The organism is Trinickia soli, assembly GCF_002879855.1.
Classification (GTDB): domain Bacteria; phylum Pseudomonadota; class Gammaproteobacteria; order Burkholderiales; family Burkholderiaceae; genus Trinickia; species Trinickia soli.
The window spans coordinates 48082-67321 of record NZ_PNYB01000010.1 but is presented as its reverse complement, the minus strand read 5'-3'; the positions used below and the strand labels follow the sequence as shown (position 1 = coordinate 67321).

Genomic DNA, 19240 nt, shown 5'->3' with positions numbered 1-19240 from the left:
GCAAGCGTGGACGACAAGAGGCAAATGAGGAGGACGACCACAAGCATGATGTTTTCATCGTCCTCTGGCCCGATCGACCCAAACGCATGCTGGAGGGGGGCGAAGACTCGCACCGCGGCTGCACTATTGATCCATACGTTAAACATGTCTTGGGCGTAGACAAACCGGCCCAGGACGAGCGATAGCCCGACGATCAGGACAATTTTTGCGATTGCGGTCATAGGACGTCCACCACGCCGTAAAAGCGTATGTTGGTGCCGGGTATATACGCCAAATCAGCGCTGCGAAGGTAGGCGCTCAGTCGTGCGAATGCCGTATGGCTGACCAGCGTGATGCATCCCTTGCTGATTCTGCCGCTGCCCATGGGGTGCAGCCTGAATTGGCCTCGCCTTACGCCTTCAATGTAAGTCTCGTCGTCTATTTTGCCATCGATTCTATACAAGGCAAACCAGTGGTCCCGCCCGGTTCCCGGAGCGAGTCGTGCACCCAAGTCCCACAACCACCCGAAACGCCCCCCGCTCTGCCTGTCGACGATATAGTACCGCCCTGTCGGCAAGGGGCCGGAGTCGATCCTTGCTATGGCTCCAGGGGCATTGATGTCATCTCCGTTACCCGAGAATGCGGCGAACGTCCGCCCGTCACAGGTTAGTGTCGAAAGATGCTGCCCATTCAATCGGTAAATGCACGATGCAAGTGGCATGTCGGCTCCTTGGGTCGAGGCCGAACAATGTAGATGCAGCTCGAGTGCCATTTACGCGCAACGCTAATTTTCAGACGACCGGAAGGAGCACAATCCAGTGGCTGGTCGCTGTGCTTGGGTAAATTATCGCCTTGGCTCCTAATCGTCCTAACGGGGACTCGCAAAGCGACTACTGCAGCGTGCCCCAGCGGTCCACCGCCGGTTCCGCCGACGCCCATTTCCATCGCCCACCCTGCTGGCAGGCGCTAGCCGTGAACCAGTCCACCTTCGCACCGGGCTTGTCGCCGTCGACGAGCGAGAACGCGAACTCCTTGCAAACCGCCAGCGCATTACGGATTTCGCGCGTCACGCGCACTTCGCCATGACCGTTTTCGACCGGTAGTCGGTGGTCGACCCGCCAGGGTTGCGAAGCGCCAACGGGCGTCTCGCCCACCAGCATCGCAATGGCGTCCTGCTGATCCCGATGCATGACGCGCATATAGCGATTGACGGCTTCATCGGTTGCAGACTGGACGGCAATGCCGACGCCGATGCCAACCGCCGGATTCCCCGTGAACGTGCCCGTGGCCACTCCTGCGACGGCTCCGCTTGCCGCACCGATCGACGAGCAGCCGCTCAGAACGGCGCTTGTCCCCGCACACGCAAGCGCGACCAGCATCATGCGTGCGTTCATTGCAGCGCGCCCCAGCGTTCGGTGGCGGGCTCGGCCGACGCCCACTTCCATGCGGTGCCGTCGCGGCAGATGGAAGCGACGTAGAACGCACTCGACGCAGACCGGTTCTTCGTTGCTTCTTCATCGACGGAGAAGACGATTTCCTTGCAGTCGAGCGCTCCGGTGCTGATCGCTCGGCTGACCGTCACGCGGCCATGCTCGTCGGGATCGAGCGGCACCGTATGCTTCGTGTCCCACGGTGCCACTGCGCCCACCGCCAACGGTCCCGCCGCGGCTGCGATCGTGTTCTGCGTGTTTCGATGAACGACGCGCTCCGAGTATTGGACGCCCGCTTTCGCAGCGGCGACGGCGCCCAGACCGATACCGGTCGCGACGGCCGCGTTGTGCGTGACTTTGGCTGCGAGGGCGGCGCCGGCGATACCCGCGCCCGCGCTGGCGCTCTCCGTATAAACAGAGCCGCAGCCGCTCAAATCGGCAATCGCCGCCGCGACGAGCACGGCCGCTCCAAACCGGCGCATTGTCTTTTGCATGTTCGCTGCCTTCGTCTTTAGCCTTTTGCTTGTCAGTTGTCGCGTGCTGTCACTGGCACGAAGCACGCCTTGCGCTGCTTCGCAGCGCAAGGCACGCGTTGCCGCGGCATTCTGCAGCAATAAGCTTGAAAAGGGCATTCGAAAATTGCAAAAAATTGCAAATCGGCGGCGTCATTCACCGCCGCAGAAAACAGAGCGACTTACGAAACCGTTAAGACGCGTTGCCGCATCGATGATCGAGCAGCGTTTCCGCTGAACCCGTGCCGCCATCGGTGTCGCTGCTGCTGTTGACGATCAGCCATCCGGCCTGCGCGGCCGAAGGCCCGGCGCCTGTGACAAGAATCGTCTGGCCTCCCATCTTGTCGGGACTCGTTTCATCGCGGGCCACGATGTCGAATGGATTGAAGTCGAACGCGGGTCCCGGCACGCGCATCACGCGATAGCGAATGCCGTCAACCATTGCGGCAGCCCAGATACGCGCCGGGTCGCTTCGATGTGCGGCCAACGCGGCTGCAGCATCGGCGCGCATGCAATCGATGTGAATATGCAATTGCTCTTGCGATCGCCGCATCGCCGAATTGATTTCGAGTCCGATCTGATCGTCGGCGAGCGGCGCGTGCTGCGCTTTCTGCAACGCGGCTTCGACGTAACGCCGTGCATCCCATGCATCGGCCCAGTAGTTCGGGGCGTTCGGTGCGAGCAGCAGCGGGCTTTCCACCCCGGAAATGCGATCGGTTGGAATCAGCAGATGCTGAGCGACGCCCTGTCGATCGCGCAGGATCGCGAAGCGGCGAGGCAGATCGACGCTCGTGCAGATGCCCGGCTTGCCCTTGGTGCGCGCGGCCGGCACGCAGTCGAGGTTGACGATTTGCCAGAGTGCATTGGGATCGGCCGCAGCGAGAACAGAGCATCCGGCCGCGACCAGCGCCGCGAGCAAGGCAGCGCATGCCGCCAGCATCGAAGACCGGCGACGAATCGAATTTGACATGGACCTGTCGCGTGTGAACGGCGTTTGAACGGGTGACGAAACCGCGCCATTCTGTCACGAAACAAAAACGGACGGCGCCGCTTCGCACAGCGCCATCCGTGAGCCGCGGCAGGCCGCGGCGTGCTTCAGAATACCTTCGTGAGTGTCGCGAAGAACGTCGTTTTGAGCGGATTCGACACGGCGATGTTGCCCGATGAATCGGGGGCGCCGGTCGTGTAGTGATCGTAGACGTTGGTCGCGCCCCAGGCCTTCGTCACTGCGCCCGTCAACGTCCAGCCGCCGTCGAATGTCTTCGACACCGCTATCTTGCCGTCTTGCCAGTTGTAAGCGGAAAAGTTTTGCACGCGCTGCCAGCCGTAATGCAACAGCAGCGAGAAGCCGTGCGTGAGATCGACGTTCGTATTCAGGTCGAGATAGCCGGAGCCGCGGCTGCCCTTGCCATTGCCGATGCCAAGCGATTGACTGTCGTAGCCGAAATAGTTCGGCGTATAAGTCAACCAATACTTGGCCGTGAACCACTTGTAAGTCAACGCTGCAACGAATTCGCCGTAGTTGTAGCTCGTGTTGACGGCCGACATGCGCGCGCCCGGATAGACGTAGTAGTAGATCGTGCCCGTGTACGACAGATCGCCCAACGCGCCGCCATAACCGCCGTACAGATCCCACTCGACCGTGCCGCCCTCGATGAACTTGCTGCTCACGCTCGAGAGCCAGGTCCCGGCGAACAGCCCGCTCGGATGCGTGTAGTCGAAGCCGCCTTGAATCGCCGGTTTGCCCCAGGTTTGCCGGAAGCCGCGCGAGACGTATTGCGAAGCGAGCGTCACGTTTGCTGTGAACGGCGAAGCGGCCGGCGCGGCGGCCGCCGCAGGTGCGCTCGCCGCCGGCGCGGCGGGATCGGCCGCTGCCGTGGCAGCCGGCTCGCTCGCGCTGCTCGGGGCGGCGCTCTGGGCGAGCGCACAGGGCGAGGACAGCGATCCGATCAATAGCGCCGCGCCGCCGAGCACGGCGGACAAAAGGCGTGACTGCGTCTTCGGGTGAGTCATGGTGCGCTCCGTCGTCGTTGTAATCGTCTGGCCGGCCGATGTGCCCGGCATCATCATCCGGATGCCAATCAGGTACGGATCCGGTTGGCTGAGTATTGCCAGCCGATTTGCGCACTGCTCACGCGTTTTCGGACGCGAATTTGTGGTTTCGCGACATGCCGCTCGCATGCGGTTATTGCAATTGATGCGCAGAGCCTTATGCTACGGCCCTTGGCGCGAAACCGGCTTGGTTGCGACGCGACGCCTGTGTCGCATTTTCGCAAGCGTGCGTCGGAATTCGTCGGCCACCGGGGGATTTTTCTGGCAACCATGTAGGCAGACTGTGCAGGCGTCGGCCTGCCGCAAGGAGACGGAAGAGATGAGTTCACCGAAGGTAAGGGTGCAGGGGCTCTGCAAGGTATTCGGCACGAACCCCAAGCAAGCGCTCGACATGCTGGCCGCTGGCGCGACGAAGGACGAAATTTTCGCGCGAACGGGGCAGGTCGTCGGCGTACACGACGTTTCGTTCGACGTACCGGAGGGCGAAATCTTCGTGTTGATGGGGCTGTCCGGCTCCGGCAAGTCCACGTTGATTCGACTGATCAATCGGCTCGTCGATCCAACCGCGGGCAAAGTGTTGATCGACGGGCGCGACATCGCAGCGGCGCGGCGCGGCGAGCTGACCGCCCTGCGCCGAAAAGACATGAGCATGGTGTTCCAGTCGTTCGCGCTGATGCCGCAGCGCACCGTGCTTGCGAATGCCGCGTTCGGTCTCGAAGTGGCCGGCATCGCGCGCAAAGAGCGCGAAGCGCGGGCAATGGCCGTGCTCGAACAGGTGGGCCTCGCGCCGTTCGCGCGCAAGCTGCCGGCCGAACTGTCGGGCGGCATGCAGCAGCGCGTCGGGTTGGCGCGTGCGTTGGCCGTGAACCCGTCGCTGATGATCATGGACGAGGCTTTCTCGGCGCTCGACCCGCTCAAGCGTAAAGAGATGCAAAACGTATTGCTGCAACTGCAAAAAGAGCAGCGGCGCACGATCTTGTTCGTCTCGCACGATCTCGAAGAAGCGCTGCGGATCGGTAATCGCATTGCGATCATGGAAGGCGGGTGCCTCGTGCAATTGGGCACGCCGCAGGAAATCATCAGCAGTCCCGCGAACGAATACGTGCGCGCGTTCTTCGAAGGCGTCGATACCAGCCGTTATCTGACCGCCGGCGATCTGATGCAGACCGATGCCGTGCCGCTCGTGCGGCAGTTCGATGCGGCCGGGGTGGCCGCCTCGCTGAACGGCAGCGCCGAATACGCGTTCGTGCTCGACGCGCAGCGCAAGATCCGCGGCTTCGTCACGCGCGATACGCTCGTCGGCGGTACGCCGAGTCTCACGCAAACGGAATCGATCGCGCGCACCGCATCGCTCGACCATGTCGTTTCGCGGGTCGTTGCGCATGCGCGCGCATTGCCTGTCGTCGATGACGACGGCTGTTATTGCGGTTCGATCGATCGCGCCGTCGTCCTCCAAGCTATTACCCGTACGCGAGGCTCACATGTCTGAACTGATTCCGCTCGGCACCTGGGTCGATCAATCCGTCCATTACCTGCTCGATCACGATAGCCAAACGTTCGACATGATCGGTCGGGGCATCGAATCGCTTGCCGCGCTCGTCGAACACGGTCTGCAAGCCGTCCCGATGTGGGCGCTGATGGCGTTTTTCATCTGTATCGGGCTTTGGCGGGTTGGCTGGCGGTTCGCGATCTTTACCACGCTGTCGTTGCTGTTGATTTACGCCACGGGCTTCTGGGATCAAACGGTCGTCACGCTCGGGCTTACGTTGTCGTCGACGCTGATCAGCCTGGCGTTCGGCATTCCGCTCGGCATTTGGACGGCAAAGGACAAGCACGTCGCCCTCATCGTCCGGCCGATTCTCGACCTGATGCAGACGATGCCTGCATTCGTCTACCTGATTCCGGCAGCGATGTTGTTCGGGCTCGGCCGCGTCCCCGGTATTTTGTCGACGGTGATCTTCGCCATGCCGCCTGCCGTGCGCCTGACGAGCCTTGGGATTCGACACGTCAATCGCGAAATCGTCGAAGCCGGGCAGGCGTTCGGTTGCACGCCGTGGCAGTTGCTCTATAAGGTGCAGTTTCCGAATGCATTGCCTTCGATCATGCAGGGCGTCAACCAGACGATCATGATGGCGCTGTCGATGGTCATCATCGCTTCGATGGTCGGCGCGGGCGGCCTTGGCAACGACGTGCTGGCCAGTATTCAACGGCTCGATATCGGACTCGGTTTCGAAAGCGGCTTGTCGGTCGTGCTGCTCGCCATCATTCTCGACCGCATTACGGAGAGCTTCGGCCGCACGCCTGGGACGGCAACTGCGCCGCGCTTCAAGGGCTTGCGCAGCGTGATGCGCCTGCGCAGCGCCGCGCAGCAGCCGGCGACGCAAAGCTGAGCGCGGCGAGGCAAGCATGACGTCGGCCACCGTGATGCAGCCTGAAGCAGCCCAGTCCGCGCCCGCTCACTTCGGGTTTCTGACGCTGCCGAATTTCTCGATGATCGCGTTCACGAGCGCCGTCGAGGTGCTTAGGATGACTAACTATGTCGGCCGTGCGACCCACTATCGGTGGTCTGTCGTCTCGGCTGACGGCGTGCCGGTCAGAGCCAGCAACGGCGTGACGGTCACGCCAACGCGGACGCTGGAAGAGGTCGGCGTGCCCGACGTGCTGATCGTCTGCGGGGGCACGCAGATTCGCAGCGCCGTCGATACGCGCGTGAAGGCGATGCTGGCCGATCTCGGCGAGCGCGGGGTGCCGCTCGGGGCGCTCTGCACGGGAGCTTACGCGCTCATGAGCGCCGGTTTGCTCGACGACTATCGCTGCACGGTGCATTGGGAGGATATGTCGGCGCTGCACAACGAGTTCCCGCGCGTGAAGTTCAGGGACGAACTCTTCGTCATCGATCGTGACCGCCTGACCTGCACGGGCGGCACGGCGCCGCTCGACCTGATGCTGCACCTCGTGGGCGAACGGTTGGGCCGCAATCTCGCCGCGCAGGTTTCGGCGCAGTTCATTCTGGAACGCATTCGCAGCGCGTCCGATCACCAGCCGATTCCGGTCGATGCGCGCATCGGCTTTTCGCGGGCGGAACTGATCGAAGTCGTGCGGCTGATGGAAGCGAATATCGAAGAGCCGCTTTCGCTCGAAGAGCTGGCGCGGCTCGTCCGACTCTCGCAGCGCCATTTGCAGCGCATGTTCAAGGTTTATCTCGACGTGTCGCCGACACATTACTACCTCTCGCTGCGGTTGAGGCGCGCGCGCGATCTGTTGCGCACGACCGATGCGTCGATCGCCCGCGTCACGACGGTGTGCGGCTTTCAATCGCCCTGCCATTTCAGCAAGGCATATCGCGCGCAATTCGGTTATGCACCGAGCCGCGAACGGCGGCAGGTGAATTGATTTCGAAGCGGTTGTTTAGGAGTCCTTGTAATTGGATCGATGTTTTACGAAAACGGCGACGAGCCGATATAACTGTGCGAACTGAGGAGAGTCTGATGAACCATCGCTTGATGAAGGCCGGCTGGGCTGTGGCAGCCGCGGCTGCCCTTGTCGTAACGACGAGCGCCTATGCGGCGGATCCTGCTGTTTGTCGCAATGTGCGTTTCGCCGATGTGGGATGGACCGATATCGCCGCCACGACGGGATTGGCCTCGGCGGTGTTCCAGGGGCTCGGCTACAACCCGACCAAGACGATCGCTTCGGTGCCGATCACGTTCGCCGGCATCAAGAGCAAGCAGATCGATGTGTTCCTCGGCTATTGGTCGCCGACGATGGACCCGATGATCGAACCGTTCGTCAAAGCCAAGCAGATCGAAGTGCTTTCGGCGCCGAATCTGACCGGCGCGAAATACACGCTGGCCGTGCCCGATTATGTGTATAACGGCGGCCTCAAGTCGTTCGCGGACATTCAGAAATACGCCGACAAGCTTGGCGATCGTATCTACGGCATCGAGCCGGGCAACGATGGCAATGCGCTGATCGACAAGATGATCAAGGGCAACCAATTCGGCCTCGGCAAATTCAAGCTCGTCGAATCGAGCGAGGCCGGCATGCTGGTGCAGGTGCAAAAGGCCATTCGCGAGAAGCAATGGATCGTCTTCCTCGGGTGGGAGCCGCATCCGATGAACGTGCAGATGAAGATCGACTATCTGAGCGGTGGCGATGACGTGTTCGGTCCGAACTATGGCGAGGCGAAGGTGTTCACGGCCACGCCGCCCGATTATTCGGCGCGTTGCCCGAATGCGGCGAAGCTCGTGTCGAATCTGCACTTCACGACCGATATCGAAAACCACGTGATGATGCCGATCATGGACAAAGAAGATCCGAACAAGGCCGCGGCGCAGTGGCTGAAGAAGAATCCGCAGGTGCTCGACAAATGGCTGGCCGGCGTGACGACAATCGACGGCAAGGATGGGCTGGCCGCGGTCAAGTCGTATATCGCCGCGCATTGAGGGCTTGCAGTCGATTAGCCCGGTGAGGGCGGGGGCAGAGTGCTGGCGGATGTAGATGGATGTCAGCGCTTGCCCCGTACGCGAACCATGACGCATGGGCCCATTCGGCGCGTTTATCGGTCGAGCCGTTATCTGCCGGTCAGGATATCGCCCCCGACGCCGAAATATACTCTTCGGACTCCTTATCATCTGACGCGCTGCCCGTGCGCTGATCACGGAACGCCACGGGCGGCATCCCGTACTGCTTACGAAATTCCCTGCCTAAGTGCGATGCATCGGAGAACCCGCAACTCGATGCGATATCGGCCACCGTTCGATCCGAACTCGTCAGCAGCCAGGCCGCCGTCCGCAATCGCACGTGCTTGGCGAACGTCTGCGGCGTCTTTCCCGTTTGCGCCTTGAACAGCCGTTCGAGCTGACGCGGCGAAAGATCGAGCTTGCAAGCGAGTTCCTCCAACGGCAGCGCGCGCCCCACATGCTGTTCCATCAACAGAATCGCCCGCTTGATCTTCGGATGCGTGGCCGGTTCGAGCCCCGGTGGGTGTGGCTGCGGCGCATTGCCTTTCTGCATTTCGCCAACCAGCAGAATCCGTAACGCCTTCTGTACGGTCGCGTGATCGAAATGCCTCAACAAGATGGCGGCCGCGACATCGATCGAAGCACGCCCGCCGGAGCAACTGATGCGCCGCCGATCGATGACGAACAAGCGGTCGGCCACGAGCATATCGGCGTTGGCTTGAGGAAAGCGCTCGATGAAATCCCAGTAGTGAAACCAACTGACGCACACGCGGTGACCATCGAGCACGCCGGCGCGCATCAGCGTAAACACGCCCGTGCAAATGCCGACGATCGTGGCGCCCTCATTCGCAGCACGACGGATGAACGCGAGCGTTTCATCATCGGCCTGCGGCCCTGAATGCAGCAATCCGCCAACAACGACGACGTAATCGAACGGCTCGGCCTCATCGAACGTCTCCCACGGCGTGATCTGAATCCCGCAGCTCGCGCGCACAGGCGCAAGGGTCTTGCCGACGACGCTCCAGGCGCAGCGCACGGGCTTGCTGAAATCGCTATCGTCGGCGGAAAGCCGCAGCATGTCGACGAAGCCGGAAAACGCCGTCAACGTGAAATTGGGCAGCAGCAGGATCCCGAAGCGAATGCGCTCTCGGGAGACGGTGGAAGCGACGGGGGACGGATGGGCGACGTTCATGCCAATGAGGAATAGGGACGCAACCGGCGGCGCGTACGATCAGCGTCGCCGATCGTGAGGCCGGGTATTTGTGTTTTTTCGTCGCCAATCATAGTTCAAACGCCTGCGATCGCCTATCGGGCTGGCGATTGGCGGCGGCATCACACGGTGATGCCGTTTTTGTTCTATCGGCGGATTTTGCGCTTTGGTGTACTAGCGTCCATGCGTGGCGGAAGGTTTGCGCCACAGAAACCCCCTGCAACGACACCTATTCGCGAGGCAGCCTCATGAACGTCAGCGTCTTCGATCTGTTCAAGATCGGCATCGGTCCGTCCAGCTCGCATACAGTCGGGCCGATGATCGCTGCTTGCCGCTTTGTGTCGCATGTCGAGGACGCCAATCTGCTCGCTTATGTGCACCGCATCAAAGTGGAGCTCTACGGTTCGCTCGGTGCAACAGGCAAAGGCCACGGCACGGACAAGGCCGTCTTGCTGGGCCTCGAAGGCAATCTGCCCGACACGATCGATCCCGATCTGATCGAGCCGCGGATGGCGGCGATTCGATCGGGCAAGTCCCTGCAATTGATGGGGAGCACGCAGATTCGCTTCGACGAGAAGGAGGACATTTCCTTCTACCGTCGATTGATGAGCGGCACGACGATCGTTCATCCGAACGGCATGCGGTTTCAAGCATTCGACGAGCACGGGCAACTGCTCGTGGAAAAAGAGTATTACTCGGTGGGCGGCGGCTTCGTCGTCAACCGCGAAGGCGATCGCGTCAATGGCGTACGAGCCGGCGTTGAAGTGCCGCATCCGTTCCGCACGGGCGCCGATCTGATGCGTGCGTGCCAGGACAGCGGACTGTCGATCGCCCAGGTCGCATTTGAGAACGAGTGCGCCTCGCGTTCGCCGGCCGAGGTGCGGGAAGGACTGCTGGCGATCTGGCGCACGATGGCCGCTTGCGTCGAGCGCGGGTGCCGCACCGAAGGGGAACTCCCCGGCCCGATGCGCGTGAAGCGTCGTGCCGCCGAGCTGGCCAAGCATCTGCGCGCGCGCTCGGAAGAATCGCTGCGCGACCCGCTTTCGATGCTTGACTGGGTCAATCTCTACGCGATGGCCGTCAACGAAGAGAACGCGGCCGGCGGACGAATCGTCACGGCGCCGACCAACGGTGCGGCCGGGGTCATTCCCGCAGTGCTTCATTACTACGTCAAGTTCGTGCCCGGTGCGAACGAGAGCGGGATCGTCGACTTCCTGTTGACGGCCGCGGCGATCGGCATCATCTACAAGGAGACCGCTTCGATCTCGGGCGCGGAAGTCGGCTGTCAGGGCGAAGTCGGCGTAGCCTGCTCGATGGCGGCCGCGGCGCTGTCGGCCGTGATGGGCGGCAACCCGCGCCAGGTCGAGAATGCCGCCGAGATCGGGATGGAGCACAACCTGGGCATGACGTGCGACCCGGTCGGCGGGCTCGTGCAGATTCCGTGCATCGAACGCAACGCGATGGGCGCGATCAAGGCGCTGAACGCCTCGCGCATGGCGCTCAAAGGCGACGGACAACATTATGTGTCGCTCGATTCGGTCATCAAGACGATGCGCGAGACGGGCGCCGACATGAAGACCAAATACAAGGAGACGTCTCGCGGCGGGTTGGCCGTGAACGTCATCGAATGCTAATCCACCCATCGGGACACTCGCTATGAGCCGCTTTTCGATATTCAGTCTGGTCCGCAACGGGTTGTCGTACCACGAGAACTGGGAACGCCAATGGCGCAGCCCCGAACCCAGGCGCGAATACGACGTCGTGATCGTCGGCGGCGGCGGGCACGGGCTCGCGACGGCCTACTACCTTGCCAAAGAGCACGGCGTGCGCAACATCGCCGTGCTCGAAAAAGGGTGGATCGGCGGCGGCAACACGGCGCGCAACACGACGATCATCCGCTCGAACTATCTGTGGGACGAATCGGCGGCGCTCTATGAAAAAGCGATGAAGCTCTGGGAAGGGCTGTCGCAAGACGTCAATTACAACGTCATGTTCAGCCAACGCGGCGTGATGAACCTCGCGCATACGTTGCAAGACGTGCGCGACACGATGCGACGCGTGAACGCGAACCGGCTCAACGGCGTCGACGCCGAATTCCTGACGCCCGAGCAAATCAAGGAAATCGAACCGACGATCAATCTGAACGCGCGCTATCCGGTGCTCGGCGCATCGTTTCAACGGCGTGGCGGCGTGGCGCGGCACGATGCGGTGGCCTGGGGCTTCGCGCGCGGTGCGGACGCACACGGCGTCGACATCATTCAGAACTGCCAGGTGACAGGCATTCGCCGCGAAGGCGGTGCGGTCGTCGGCGTCGATACGGTGCGCGGCTTCATTAAAGCGAAGAAAGTGGCCGTGGTCGCCGCAGGCAATACGACGACGCTCGCCGATATGGCCGGCGTGCGCCTGCCGCTCGAGAGCCATCCGCTGCAGGCGTTGGTGTCCGAGCCGATCAAGCCGGTCGTCAATACGGTCGTGATGTCGAACGCCGTGCACGCGTACATCAGCCAGTCCGACAAGGGCGACCTCGTCATCGGCGCCGGTATCGATCAATACACGGGCTTCGGTCAGCGCGGCAGCTTCCACGTCATCGAAGGCACGCTGCAGGCCATCGTCGAAATGTTCCCCGTGTTCTCGCGCGTGCGCATGAACCGGCAGTGGGGCGGCATCGTCGACGTATCGCCGGACGCCTGCCCGATCATCAGCAAGACCGACGTGAAGGGCCTCTATTTCAACTGCGGTTGGGGCACGGGTGGCTTCAAGGCGACGCCCGGTTCAGGCTGGGTCTTCGCGCATACGATCGCGAACGACGCGCCGCATCCGCTCAATGCGCCGTTCTCGCTGGACCGCTTCTATACGGGCCACCTTATCGACGAGCACGGCGCCGCTGCCGTTGCCCACTAACGCACCCACAGCCAAGGAGAATCACATGCTGGTCATCGAATGCCCCTGGTGCGGGCCGCGCGCCGAAAGCGAATTCAACTGCGGTGGGGAAGCCGATATTGCGCGTCCGCTGGAGCCGGAAAAGCTCACCGATAAGGAGTGGGGCGATTATCTCTTCATGCGTAAGAATCCGCGCGGCGTTCATCGCGAGCAGTGGCTGCATACGCAAGGATGTCGCCGTTGGTTTATGGCGACACGCGATACGGTGACGTACGCGATCCAGGGTTACGAAAAGTTCGGGGGCGCCGAATCGAACGCGGCCGCGCGCAAGGGTACGCAAGGGGACAAGTGACATGAGCAATCAAAAAGACCGCCTCGGTACGGGTGGGCGAATCAATCGGGCCATTCCGCTCACGTTTACGTTCAACGGGCGCACCTATCAGGGGTTTCAAGGCGATACGCTGGCGTCGGCGCTGCTGGCCAACGGCGTGCGCTTCGTTGCGCGCAGCTGGAAGTACCATCGGCCGCGCGGCATCGTGACGGCCGGTGTCGAAGAGCCGAATGCGATCGTGCAACTCGAAGGCGGCGCTTACGCGGTGCCGAACGCACGTGCCACGGAAGTCGAGCTTTATCAGGGGCTCGTGGCGCGCAGCGTCAATGCCGAGCCCTCGCTCGAGAACGACAAGCTTGCGATCAATCAGAAGATTGCGCGCTTCATCCCAGCGGGCTTTTACTACAAGACCTTCATGTGGCCGCGCAAATGGTGGCCCAAGTACGAAGAGAAGATTCGCGAAGCAGCAGGCCTGGGCAAGGCGCCCGATACGCGCGACGCCGACCGCTATGACAAATGCTTCGCTCATTGCGACGTGCTCGTCATCGGCGGCGGACCCGCCGGGCTTGCCGCGGCGCATGCGGCGGGCAGCGCGGGTGCGCGCGTGATGCTTGTCGACGATCAGCGCGAATTGGGCGGCTCGCTGCTTTCATGTCGCGCGCAGATCGACGGTAAGAGCGCGTTGCAATGGGTCGAAAAGATCGAGCACGCGCTGTCGCATATGCCCGACGTTAAGATCCTGTCGCGCAGCACGGCGTTCGGCTATCAGGATCACAACCTCGTGACGGTCGTGCAGCGTTTGACCGACCATCTACCGGTTTCGATGCGCCAGGGCACGCGCGAACTCGTTTGGAAGATTCGCTCCAAGCGGGTGATCCTCGCCACGGGCGCGCACGAGCGGCCGCTCGTGTTCGGCAACAACGACCTGCCTGGCATCATGTTGGCGTCGGCCGTGTCGACCTACATTCATCGTTATGGCGTCCTGCCCGGCAAGGAAGCGGTCGTCTTCACGAACAACGACGACGGCTATCAATGCGCGCTCGATTTGAAATCGAGCGGTGCCAAGGTCACGGTTGTGGATCCGCGCGCGCAAAGCGACGGTTCGCTGCCCGCCGCCGCACGCCGTCATGGCGTGGTCGTCATGAACGGCACGGTCATTACGCAAGCGGTCGGGAAGCGGCAAGTGACGGCGGTCGAAGTCGCCTCTTATGCCAAGGGCGAGGTAGGCGGGTCTGTCGCCAGCCTGTCGTGCGATCTCGTGGCGATGTCGGGTGGATGGAGCCCCGTGTTGCATCTGTTCGCGCAATCGGGCGGCAAAGCGCACTGGCATGATGAAAAAGCGTGCTTCGTGCCGGGCAAGGGGATGCAGGCCGAAGTCAGCGTGGGCGCGGCAGCAGGCGAGTTCGGCCTGGCGCGCGGCGTGCGTCTGGCGATCGACGCAGGCGTCGAGGCCGTGCATGCGCTCGGCTTCAAGGCTGCGGCGCGGCCCGCCTCGCCGCAAGTCGCGGAAATCAAAGAGTCGAAGATGCTGCCGCTGTGGCTCGTGGGTAGCCAGGAACGCGCGTCGCGCGGGCCGAAGCAATTCGTCGACTTCCAGAACGACGTATCGGCGGCCGATATCCTGCTGGCGGCGCGCGAAGGCTTCGAATCGGTCGAGCACGTCAAGCGTTATACGGCGATGGGCTTCGGCACCGATCAGGGCAAGCTCGGCAACATCAACGGCATGGCGATCCTCGCCCAGGCGCTCGGCAAGACGATCCCCGAGACAGGCACCACGACGTTCCGCCCGAACTACACACCCGTGACGTTCGGCGCAATTGCGGGCCGCGAGATCGGCGACTTCATCGACCCGATCCGCAAGACCTGTATCCATGAATGGCACGTCGAGCATGGCGCATTGTTCGAAGACGTCGGCAATTGGAAGCGCCCGTGGTACTTCCCGAAGGCCGGCGAAGACATGCACGCCGCGGTCGCGCGCGAATGCCTGGCAGTCCGAACGAGCGTCGGCATCATGGACGCCTCGACGCTCGGCAAGATCGACGTGCAGGGCCCCGACGCGGCGAAGCTGTTGAATTGGGTCTACACGAATCCATGGTCGAAGCTCGAAGTCGGCAAGTGCCGTTATGGTTTGATGCTCGACGAGAACGGCATGGTGTTCGACGACGGCGTGACGGTGCGGCTCGGCGAGCAGCACTACCTGATGTCGACCACTTCAGGCGGCGCAGCGCGCGTGCTGACGTGGCTCGAGCGCTGGGTCCAGACCGAATGGCCTGACATGAAAGTGCGGATGGCCTCGGTCACCGATCATTTCGCGACCTTTGCGGTGGTGGGCCCGAACAGCCGCAAGGTGCTTCGCAAGGTCTGTCGCGACATCGATTTTTCGAACGAGGCATTTCCGTTCATGACGTTCCGCGAGGGCGTCGTGGCCGATGTTCCGGCCCGTGTCATGCGGATCAGCTTCTCGGGCGAGCTTGCCTATGAGGTGAACGTACCGGCCAATGCGGGCCGAGTCGTATGGGAAGCACTGATGGCGGCCGGGGAAGAGTTTGACATCACGCCGTACGGCACGGAGACGATGCACGTACTGCGTGCCGAGAAGGGCTACATCATCGTCGGGCAGGACACCGACGGTTCGATGACCCCGTTCGATCTCGGCATGGGTGGCCTCGTGGCGAAGACGAAGGATTGCCTCGGCAAACGTTCGTTGACGCGTTCGGATACGGCGAAGCAAGGGCGCAAGCAACTCGTCGGACTTCTGACTGACGACCCGTCTTACGTCCTGCCTGAAGGTAGCCAGATTCTGGCGCATGGCGTCCAGGGCCCGGCCGAAAATCAGGTGGCCGACAATCCGGTGCCGATGCTCGGGCACGTCACGTCGAGCTACTACAGCCCGATCCTGAAGCGCTCGATCGCGATGGCTGTCGTCAAGGGCGGTCTCGACAAGATGGGCCAAAAGGTCTCGATCGATCTGAACGGTAAATCGATGGCGGCGACGATCGCCAGCCCCGTCTTCTACGACGTCGAAGGAGTGCGTCAGCATGTGGAATGAAAACCGAAGCAATACGGCTGTCGCCGGGGTGCGCACGCCGCTCGAATCGCCGCTCGTCGGCGCGCAGAACCTGCTCGATTCGAATCAGGCGCTTCAATCGAAGGCTTTTCGTCTGCGCGAGCGGCCGTTCCTCGATCTTGCCAATGTCCGCGGCGATGCGCGCGACCGCGAGTTTATCGCGGCCGTGGAGGGCGCAATCGGCGTGCGTTTGCCGACGAAGCCCAATACCGTTGCGCGTGGCGCCGAGTATGACGCGCTCTGGCTCGGCCCGGACGAGTGGTTGATTCGTTCGACCGAAGCGCGCAAGCCCGAACTCGAAGGTAAGTTGCGTGCGGCGCTCGGTACGTTGTTCGCGTCGGCCGTGGACGTGGGCAGCGGTTACACGGTGGTGGAGGCGAGCGGCGATCGCGTCCGTGACGTCATCGCCCGCGGCTGCCCGCTTGATTTGCACCCGCAGGTGCTGCAGCCGGGACAGTGTGCGCAGAGCCATTACTTCAAGGCATCGATCGTGCTGATTCCGACTGCCTATGACGCGTTCGAGCTCGTCGTGCGCCGCAGTTTTGCGGACTACTTCTGCCGCATCATGCTCGATGCGGCGGCGCCGATCGTATCGTGAAGCCGAGCGAACCGTTCACCGTCGACGAGACGCTGTGGCGCTCCGCTGTGGCGCCATCCGCGCGCAGCGGGCGCGGATGGTCCGTGTTCGTCGACGGGCTGGAAGCGCAGACGCGTGTGGGTATTCATGCCCATGAGCACGAGGCGCCGCAACCGGTGGTGATCGATGCCCGGCTAAGTTATCGATGTGCGCCCGCCGAAACGCGCGAGCACGAGTGGATCAACTACGAGCAATATTGCGAGCGGGTGACGCGGTTTCTGCAAACGAAGCCCCATACGCGGTTGCTCGAAACGCTCGCCGTGGAGCTGGCGGCGCTCTCGTTCGAGGGTTGGAGCGCGCTCGATACCGTCACGCTGGTGCTGCATAAGCCGAAGATTCGGCCGGGTACCCAGCGGATCGGTATCGAGCTCGATTGGACGCGTGTCGACTACGAAGCGTACTGCCGCTCCGGGGCGATCAATTCTGCTTCGGCTTGCGCGTAGCCTTCAGCTGCCCCTGATAGAACGGCACTCGACGTACCACCGTCTGCACCGGCGTGCTCTCGAGACGCTGCATCCGGGCAACGATATTCGGCGCAAGTGCGATCGAATTGATGCTGCTTTCACGCGATGGGTCGGCCAGCCCCGCACCCACCAGTAGATGCGCCTCGAGCCTCAGGTTCGTCAGCCGCGGCGGATCCTGCAGCGCATTGCGTTGTGCGAGCAATTGCCCCCAGGCGTTGTCGCCGTAATTGACGACGTAGTAATCCTGCCCGGTAGGATCTGCCAGCACCGCGCCGCAACCGGGCAGGCGCACCTGCGTGCTCGTATCCTTCATCGCGATCGTCCTGGTGCTTGCAAGATTGTCGCCGTAAGCGAGCGTCAGCGGGATCGTCCACTGGGTGCCCGGATAGGCGTTCTTGTTCGGGAACGGCCGCTGTTTCAGCGAAACCACCGTCTCGTTGTTCGTCAGATCGCATTGCGTATCGAGCGAAACGAGCGGCACGCCCGTCTGACGGACGAAACTGTCGCCGATCGCATCCATCGGCTGGCCGCTGGCGCGGGCGAGTTCATCCCAAAGCCGCTTCGGGGTGCTGTTGCCGAACGAGTAATCGGTCAAATACTGTTGCAGCCCCTTGCGCATGACGTCTTCACCCAGATAGCCCTCGAACATCTTGAGCACCTGACCGCCTTTGTCGTAGACGAAGTTCGCCGCGTTGATGACGAAATCGTTCGATGCCCATGCGTTGAAATTCGGCTGGATCGGGTAAGAGGTGGACGCCAAATCGTCGGCGATCACGCGGTACTTGTTCTTGACCTCGCCCTCCCAGCTGAAGCGCTCCGGGAAGAAGGCAATCTTCGTCTTGTTCTCGAAGAACGTCGCGAACGATTCGTTCAGCCACACGTCGTCCCACCAATCGAGGGTCACCAGATCGCCGAACCATTGGTGTGCCGCTTCATGCGTGAGCACGGTGACGCCGTAGTTCGACATCGTCGTACCAGGGGGCGGCAGGATGTCGTCCGCGAATTCGAGAATGGCGCCCCAGTTCTCCATGCCGCCGAAGTTCAAGTCTTTTTCAGCCTTGAAGGCGTCGTTGGCGGCGACCGTATCGAACTTCTTCAGCGGGAGCGGGATGCCCGTGTAGCGATAGTAGAAATCAAGCGCCTGCTTGGTTTCCTGCATCGCGGGCTTGGCCCAGTCCTTCATGCCAGGAGGCGCGAAGATCCGCAGGTGCAGGCCCTTGCCGTCCGGCAGTGGGCTGGAGAAATCGTCTTCGAGCACATCGAATTGGCCGCCGCCGAAAAACAGCAGATAAGAAGGCATGGGCGGGGTCTTGTCGAATGTGACGCGCTTGTAGCCTTGATCGACGTTGACCTCGTCCTTCTCTGCCGCGTTCGAGACGACACGCCAATTCTGCGGAACGTCCGCGCTGACTTCATAGGTGGGCCGGAATGCCGGCTCGTCCCAGCCGGGAAACCATTGGCGCGCAAGATCGGATTCGCCCTGCGTGAGAATCGCTCCGCTCGTCTTGCCGTCGGTCGATTTCAGGTCGATGCGGAATACGCCCTCGGCAGCCGAGCAGCCCGGATAGGGATCGTTCCCACAGCTGCCGCCTGTCTTCGTAGCCGGATCGTCGTAGGTCTTGAAGTTGATGATGCCTGTCCACTCCATATGCAGGGAGTAAGTGCCCGGTGCGATCTGGCCGCTCGCGGGGCGCAGCTGGTAGTAGTCGCCATCGTCTTGCGGTGTCGCGATCAGCGGGATATTCCCGGGCTGCAGCATCAATGTGCCGTTGGTGAACGTGAGCCGGTGCGCCGCCACGACGATGGCGTTGACGGGCTCATGCACCTTGATCTCGACATCGGCACGGCCATCGAACGCGTTCAACGCCGTGTTCGGCCGGAACCATAGCTTGTAGTTGACGGGGGTGACGGTGTCGGGCATTTCAACGGGCGCGACGGTTTTGTCGATGCCGGGCGTTGCGGCAGAAGGGGCTGCGGGAACGGTCGCAGCCGGCGAAGATGCAGGCGACGCCGCCGCGCCCGCGCGAGCCCCCGACGCCGACGAGCCGTCGCCGCCGCCGCAGCCGGCCAATGCCAGAGCGGCGGCAATGGAAATGCAGTGTAGTTTCGCATTGAGTGGAAAGCACATTTTCAACCCTCTACTGGAAAGTGTTTGATTCACGCTGCAGTGAATTTCTGTTTTCTGCTATCTCGAAGCAGGCAATGCTGCGCCATT

At 62.2% G+C, this 19240-nt stretch carries 16 protein-coding genes and 1 pseudogene; 10 read left to right on the top strand and 7 right to left on the bottom strand.

The window, feature by feature from the left end; translation table 11 throughout:
* Positions 1–217 precede the first annotated feature (217 nt).
* The 5 genes from C0Z19_RS13585 to C0Z19_RS13565 form a co-directional block, all read right to left on the bottom strand.
* Positions 218–700 (bottom strand): DUF2778 domain-containing protein, encoded by a 483-nt coding sequence (locus C0Z19_RS13585; RefSeq protein WP_102610360.1) that lies wholly within the window; start codon positions 698–700, stop codon positions 218–220.
* Positions 701–869: 169 nt separating this feature from the next.
* On the bottom strand, positions 870–1373 hold the full coding sequence (locus tag C0Z19_RS13580) for a hypothetical protein (protein WP_102610359.1): 504 nt from the start codon (positions 1371–1373) through the stop codon (positions 870–872).
* On the bottom strand, positions 1370–1903 hold the full coding sequence (locus tag C0Z19_RS13575; RefSeq protein ID WP_102610472.1) for a hypothetical protein: 534 nt from the start codon (positions 1901–1903) through the stop codon (positions 1370–1372). Before C0Z19_RS13575 ends, C0Z19_RS13580 begins: the two co-directional genes overlap by 4 nt.
* Before the next feature lie 211 nt (positions 1904–2114).
* Positions 2115–2891, bottom strand: a complete 777-nt coding sequence (locus C0Z19_RS13570) for a CDP-diacylglycerol diphosphatase (RefSeq protein WP_102610358.1) — start codon at positions 2889–2891, stop codon at positions 2115–2117.
* A 125-nt stretch (positions 2892–3016) separates the two neighbouring features.
* Positions 3017–3934, bottom strand: coding sequence for a TorF family putative porin (locus C0Z19_RS13565; protein WP_102610471.1), 918 nt, complete (start codon positions 3932–3934; stop codon positions 3017–3019).
* Between the two features lie 241 nt (positions 3935–4175).
* Here C0Z19_RS13565 and C0Z19_RS13560 point away from each other — a divergent pair.
* From C0Z19_RS13560 to C0Z19_RS13545, 4 genes and pseudogenes are all read left to right on the top strand, one after another.
* Positions 4176–5462 (top strand): annotated as a pseudogene (locus C0Z19_RS13560) (quaternary amine ABC transporter ATP-binding protein); the annotation flags it as partial.
* A complete protein-coding gene (gene choW, locus C0Z19_RS13555) occupies positions 5455–6363 on the top strand; it encodes a choline ABC transporter permease subunit (RefSeq protein WP_102610357.1) in 909 nt (302 codons plus the stop codon). The pseudogene C0Z19_RS13560 and the gene choW, both read left to right, overlap by 8 nt.
* 16 nt (positions 6364–6379) lie before the next feature.
* Entirely contained in the window at positions 6380–7366 is a 987-nt protein-coding gene (locus C0Z19_RS13550; protein WP_102610356.1) for a GlxA family transcriptional regulator, read from the top strand.
* 110 nt (positions 7367–7476) lie between these two features.
* Entirely contained in the window at positions 7477–8418 is a 942-nt protein-coding gene (locus tag C0Z19_RS13545) for a choline ABC transporter substrate-binding protein (protein WP_102610469.1), read from the top strand.
* A 139-nt stretch (positions 8419–8557) separates the two neighbouring features.
* Here the strand turns inward: C0Z19_RS13545 and C0Z19_RS13540 are convergent, their stop codons facing one another.
* Positions 8558–9628 (bottom strand): GlxA family transcriptional regulator, encoded by a 1071-nt coding sequence (locus tag C0Z19_RS13540; protein ID WP_102610355.1) that lies wholly within the window; start codon positions 9626–9628, stop codon positions 8558–8560.
* Positions 9629–9894: 266 nt separating this feature from the next.
* On the opposite strand from C0Z19_RS13540, the gene C0Z19_RS13535 reads away from it, so the two are divergent.
* From C0Z19_RS13535 to C0Z19_RS13510, 6 genes are read left to right on the top strand one after another with little or no spacing between them, the layout of a single operon-like run.
* On the top strand, positions 9895–11280 hold the full coding sequence (locus tag C0Z19_RS13535; RefSeq protein ID WP_102610354.1) for an L-serine ammonia-lyase: 1386 nt from the start codon (positions 9895–9897) through the stop codon (positions 11278–11280).
* A 22-nt stretch (positions 11281–11302) separates the two neighbouring features.
* Positions 11303–12547 carry a sarcosine oxidase subunit beta family protein gene (locus C0Z19_RS13530; RefSeq protein ID WP_102610353.1) on the top strand — a complete coding sequence of 415 codons (1245 nt, stop codon included), beginning with the start codon at positions 11303–11305 and terminating at the stop codon, positions 12545–12547.
* A 25-nt stretch (positions 12548–12572) separates the two neighbouring features.
* Entirely contained in the window at positions 12573–12878 is a 306-nt protein-coding gene (locus tag C0Z19_RS13525) for a sarcosine oxidase subunit delta (RefSeq protein WP_102610352.1), read from the top strand.
* 1 nt (position 12879) lies between these two features.
* Positions 12880–15906 (top strand): sarcosine oxidase subunit alpha family protein, encoded by a 3027-nt coding sequence (locus C0Z19_RS13520; protein WP_102610351.1) that lies wholly within the window; start codon positions 12880–12882, stop codon positions 15904–15906.
* Positions 15896–16522 (top strand): sarcosine oxidase subunit gamma, encoded by a 627-nt coding sequence (locus tag C0Z19_RS13515; RefSeq protein WP_102610350.1) that lies wholly within the window; start codon positions 15896–15898, stop codon positions 16520–16522. The genes C0Z19_RS13520 and C0Z19_RS13515 overlap by 11 nt, the downstream gene beginning before the upstream one ends.
* Positions 16519–17004 (top strand): dihydroneopterin aldolase, encoded by a 486-nt coding sequence (locus tag C0Z19_RS13510; RefSeq protein WP_425330264.1) that lies wholly within the window; start codon positions 16519–16521, stop codon positions 17002–17004. The genes C0Z19_RS13515 and C0Z19_RS13510 overlap by 4 nt, the downstream gene beginning before the upstream one ends.
* On the opposite strand, the gene C0Z19_RS13505 is transcribed toward C0Z19_RS13510, so the two are convergent.
* The gene (locus C0Z19_RS13505) at positions 16979–19153 is read right to left on the bottom strand and encodes a M1 family metallopeptidase (protein ID WP_102610349.1); all 2175 of its coding nucleotides are present in this window, start codon (positions 19151–19153) and stop codon (positions 16979–16981) included. The genes C0Z19_RS13510 and C0Z19_RS13505 overlap by 26 nt on opposite strands.
* Between the last annotated feature and the right edge of the window lie 87 nt (positions 19154–19240).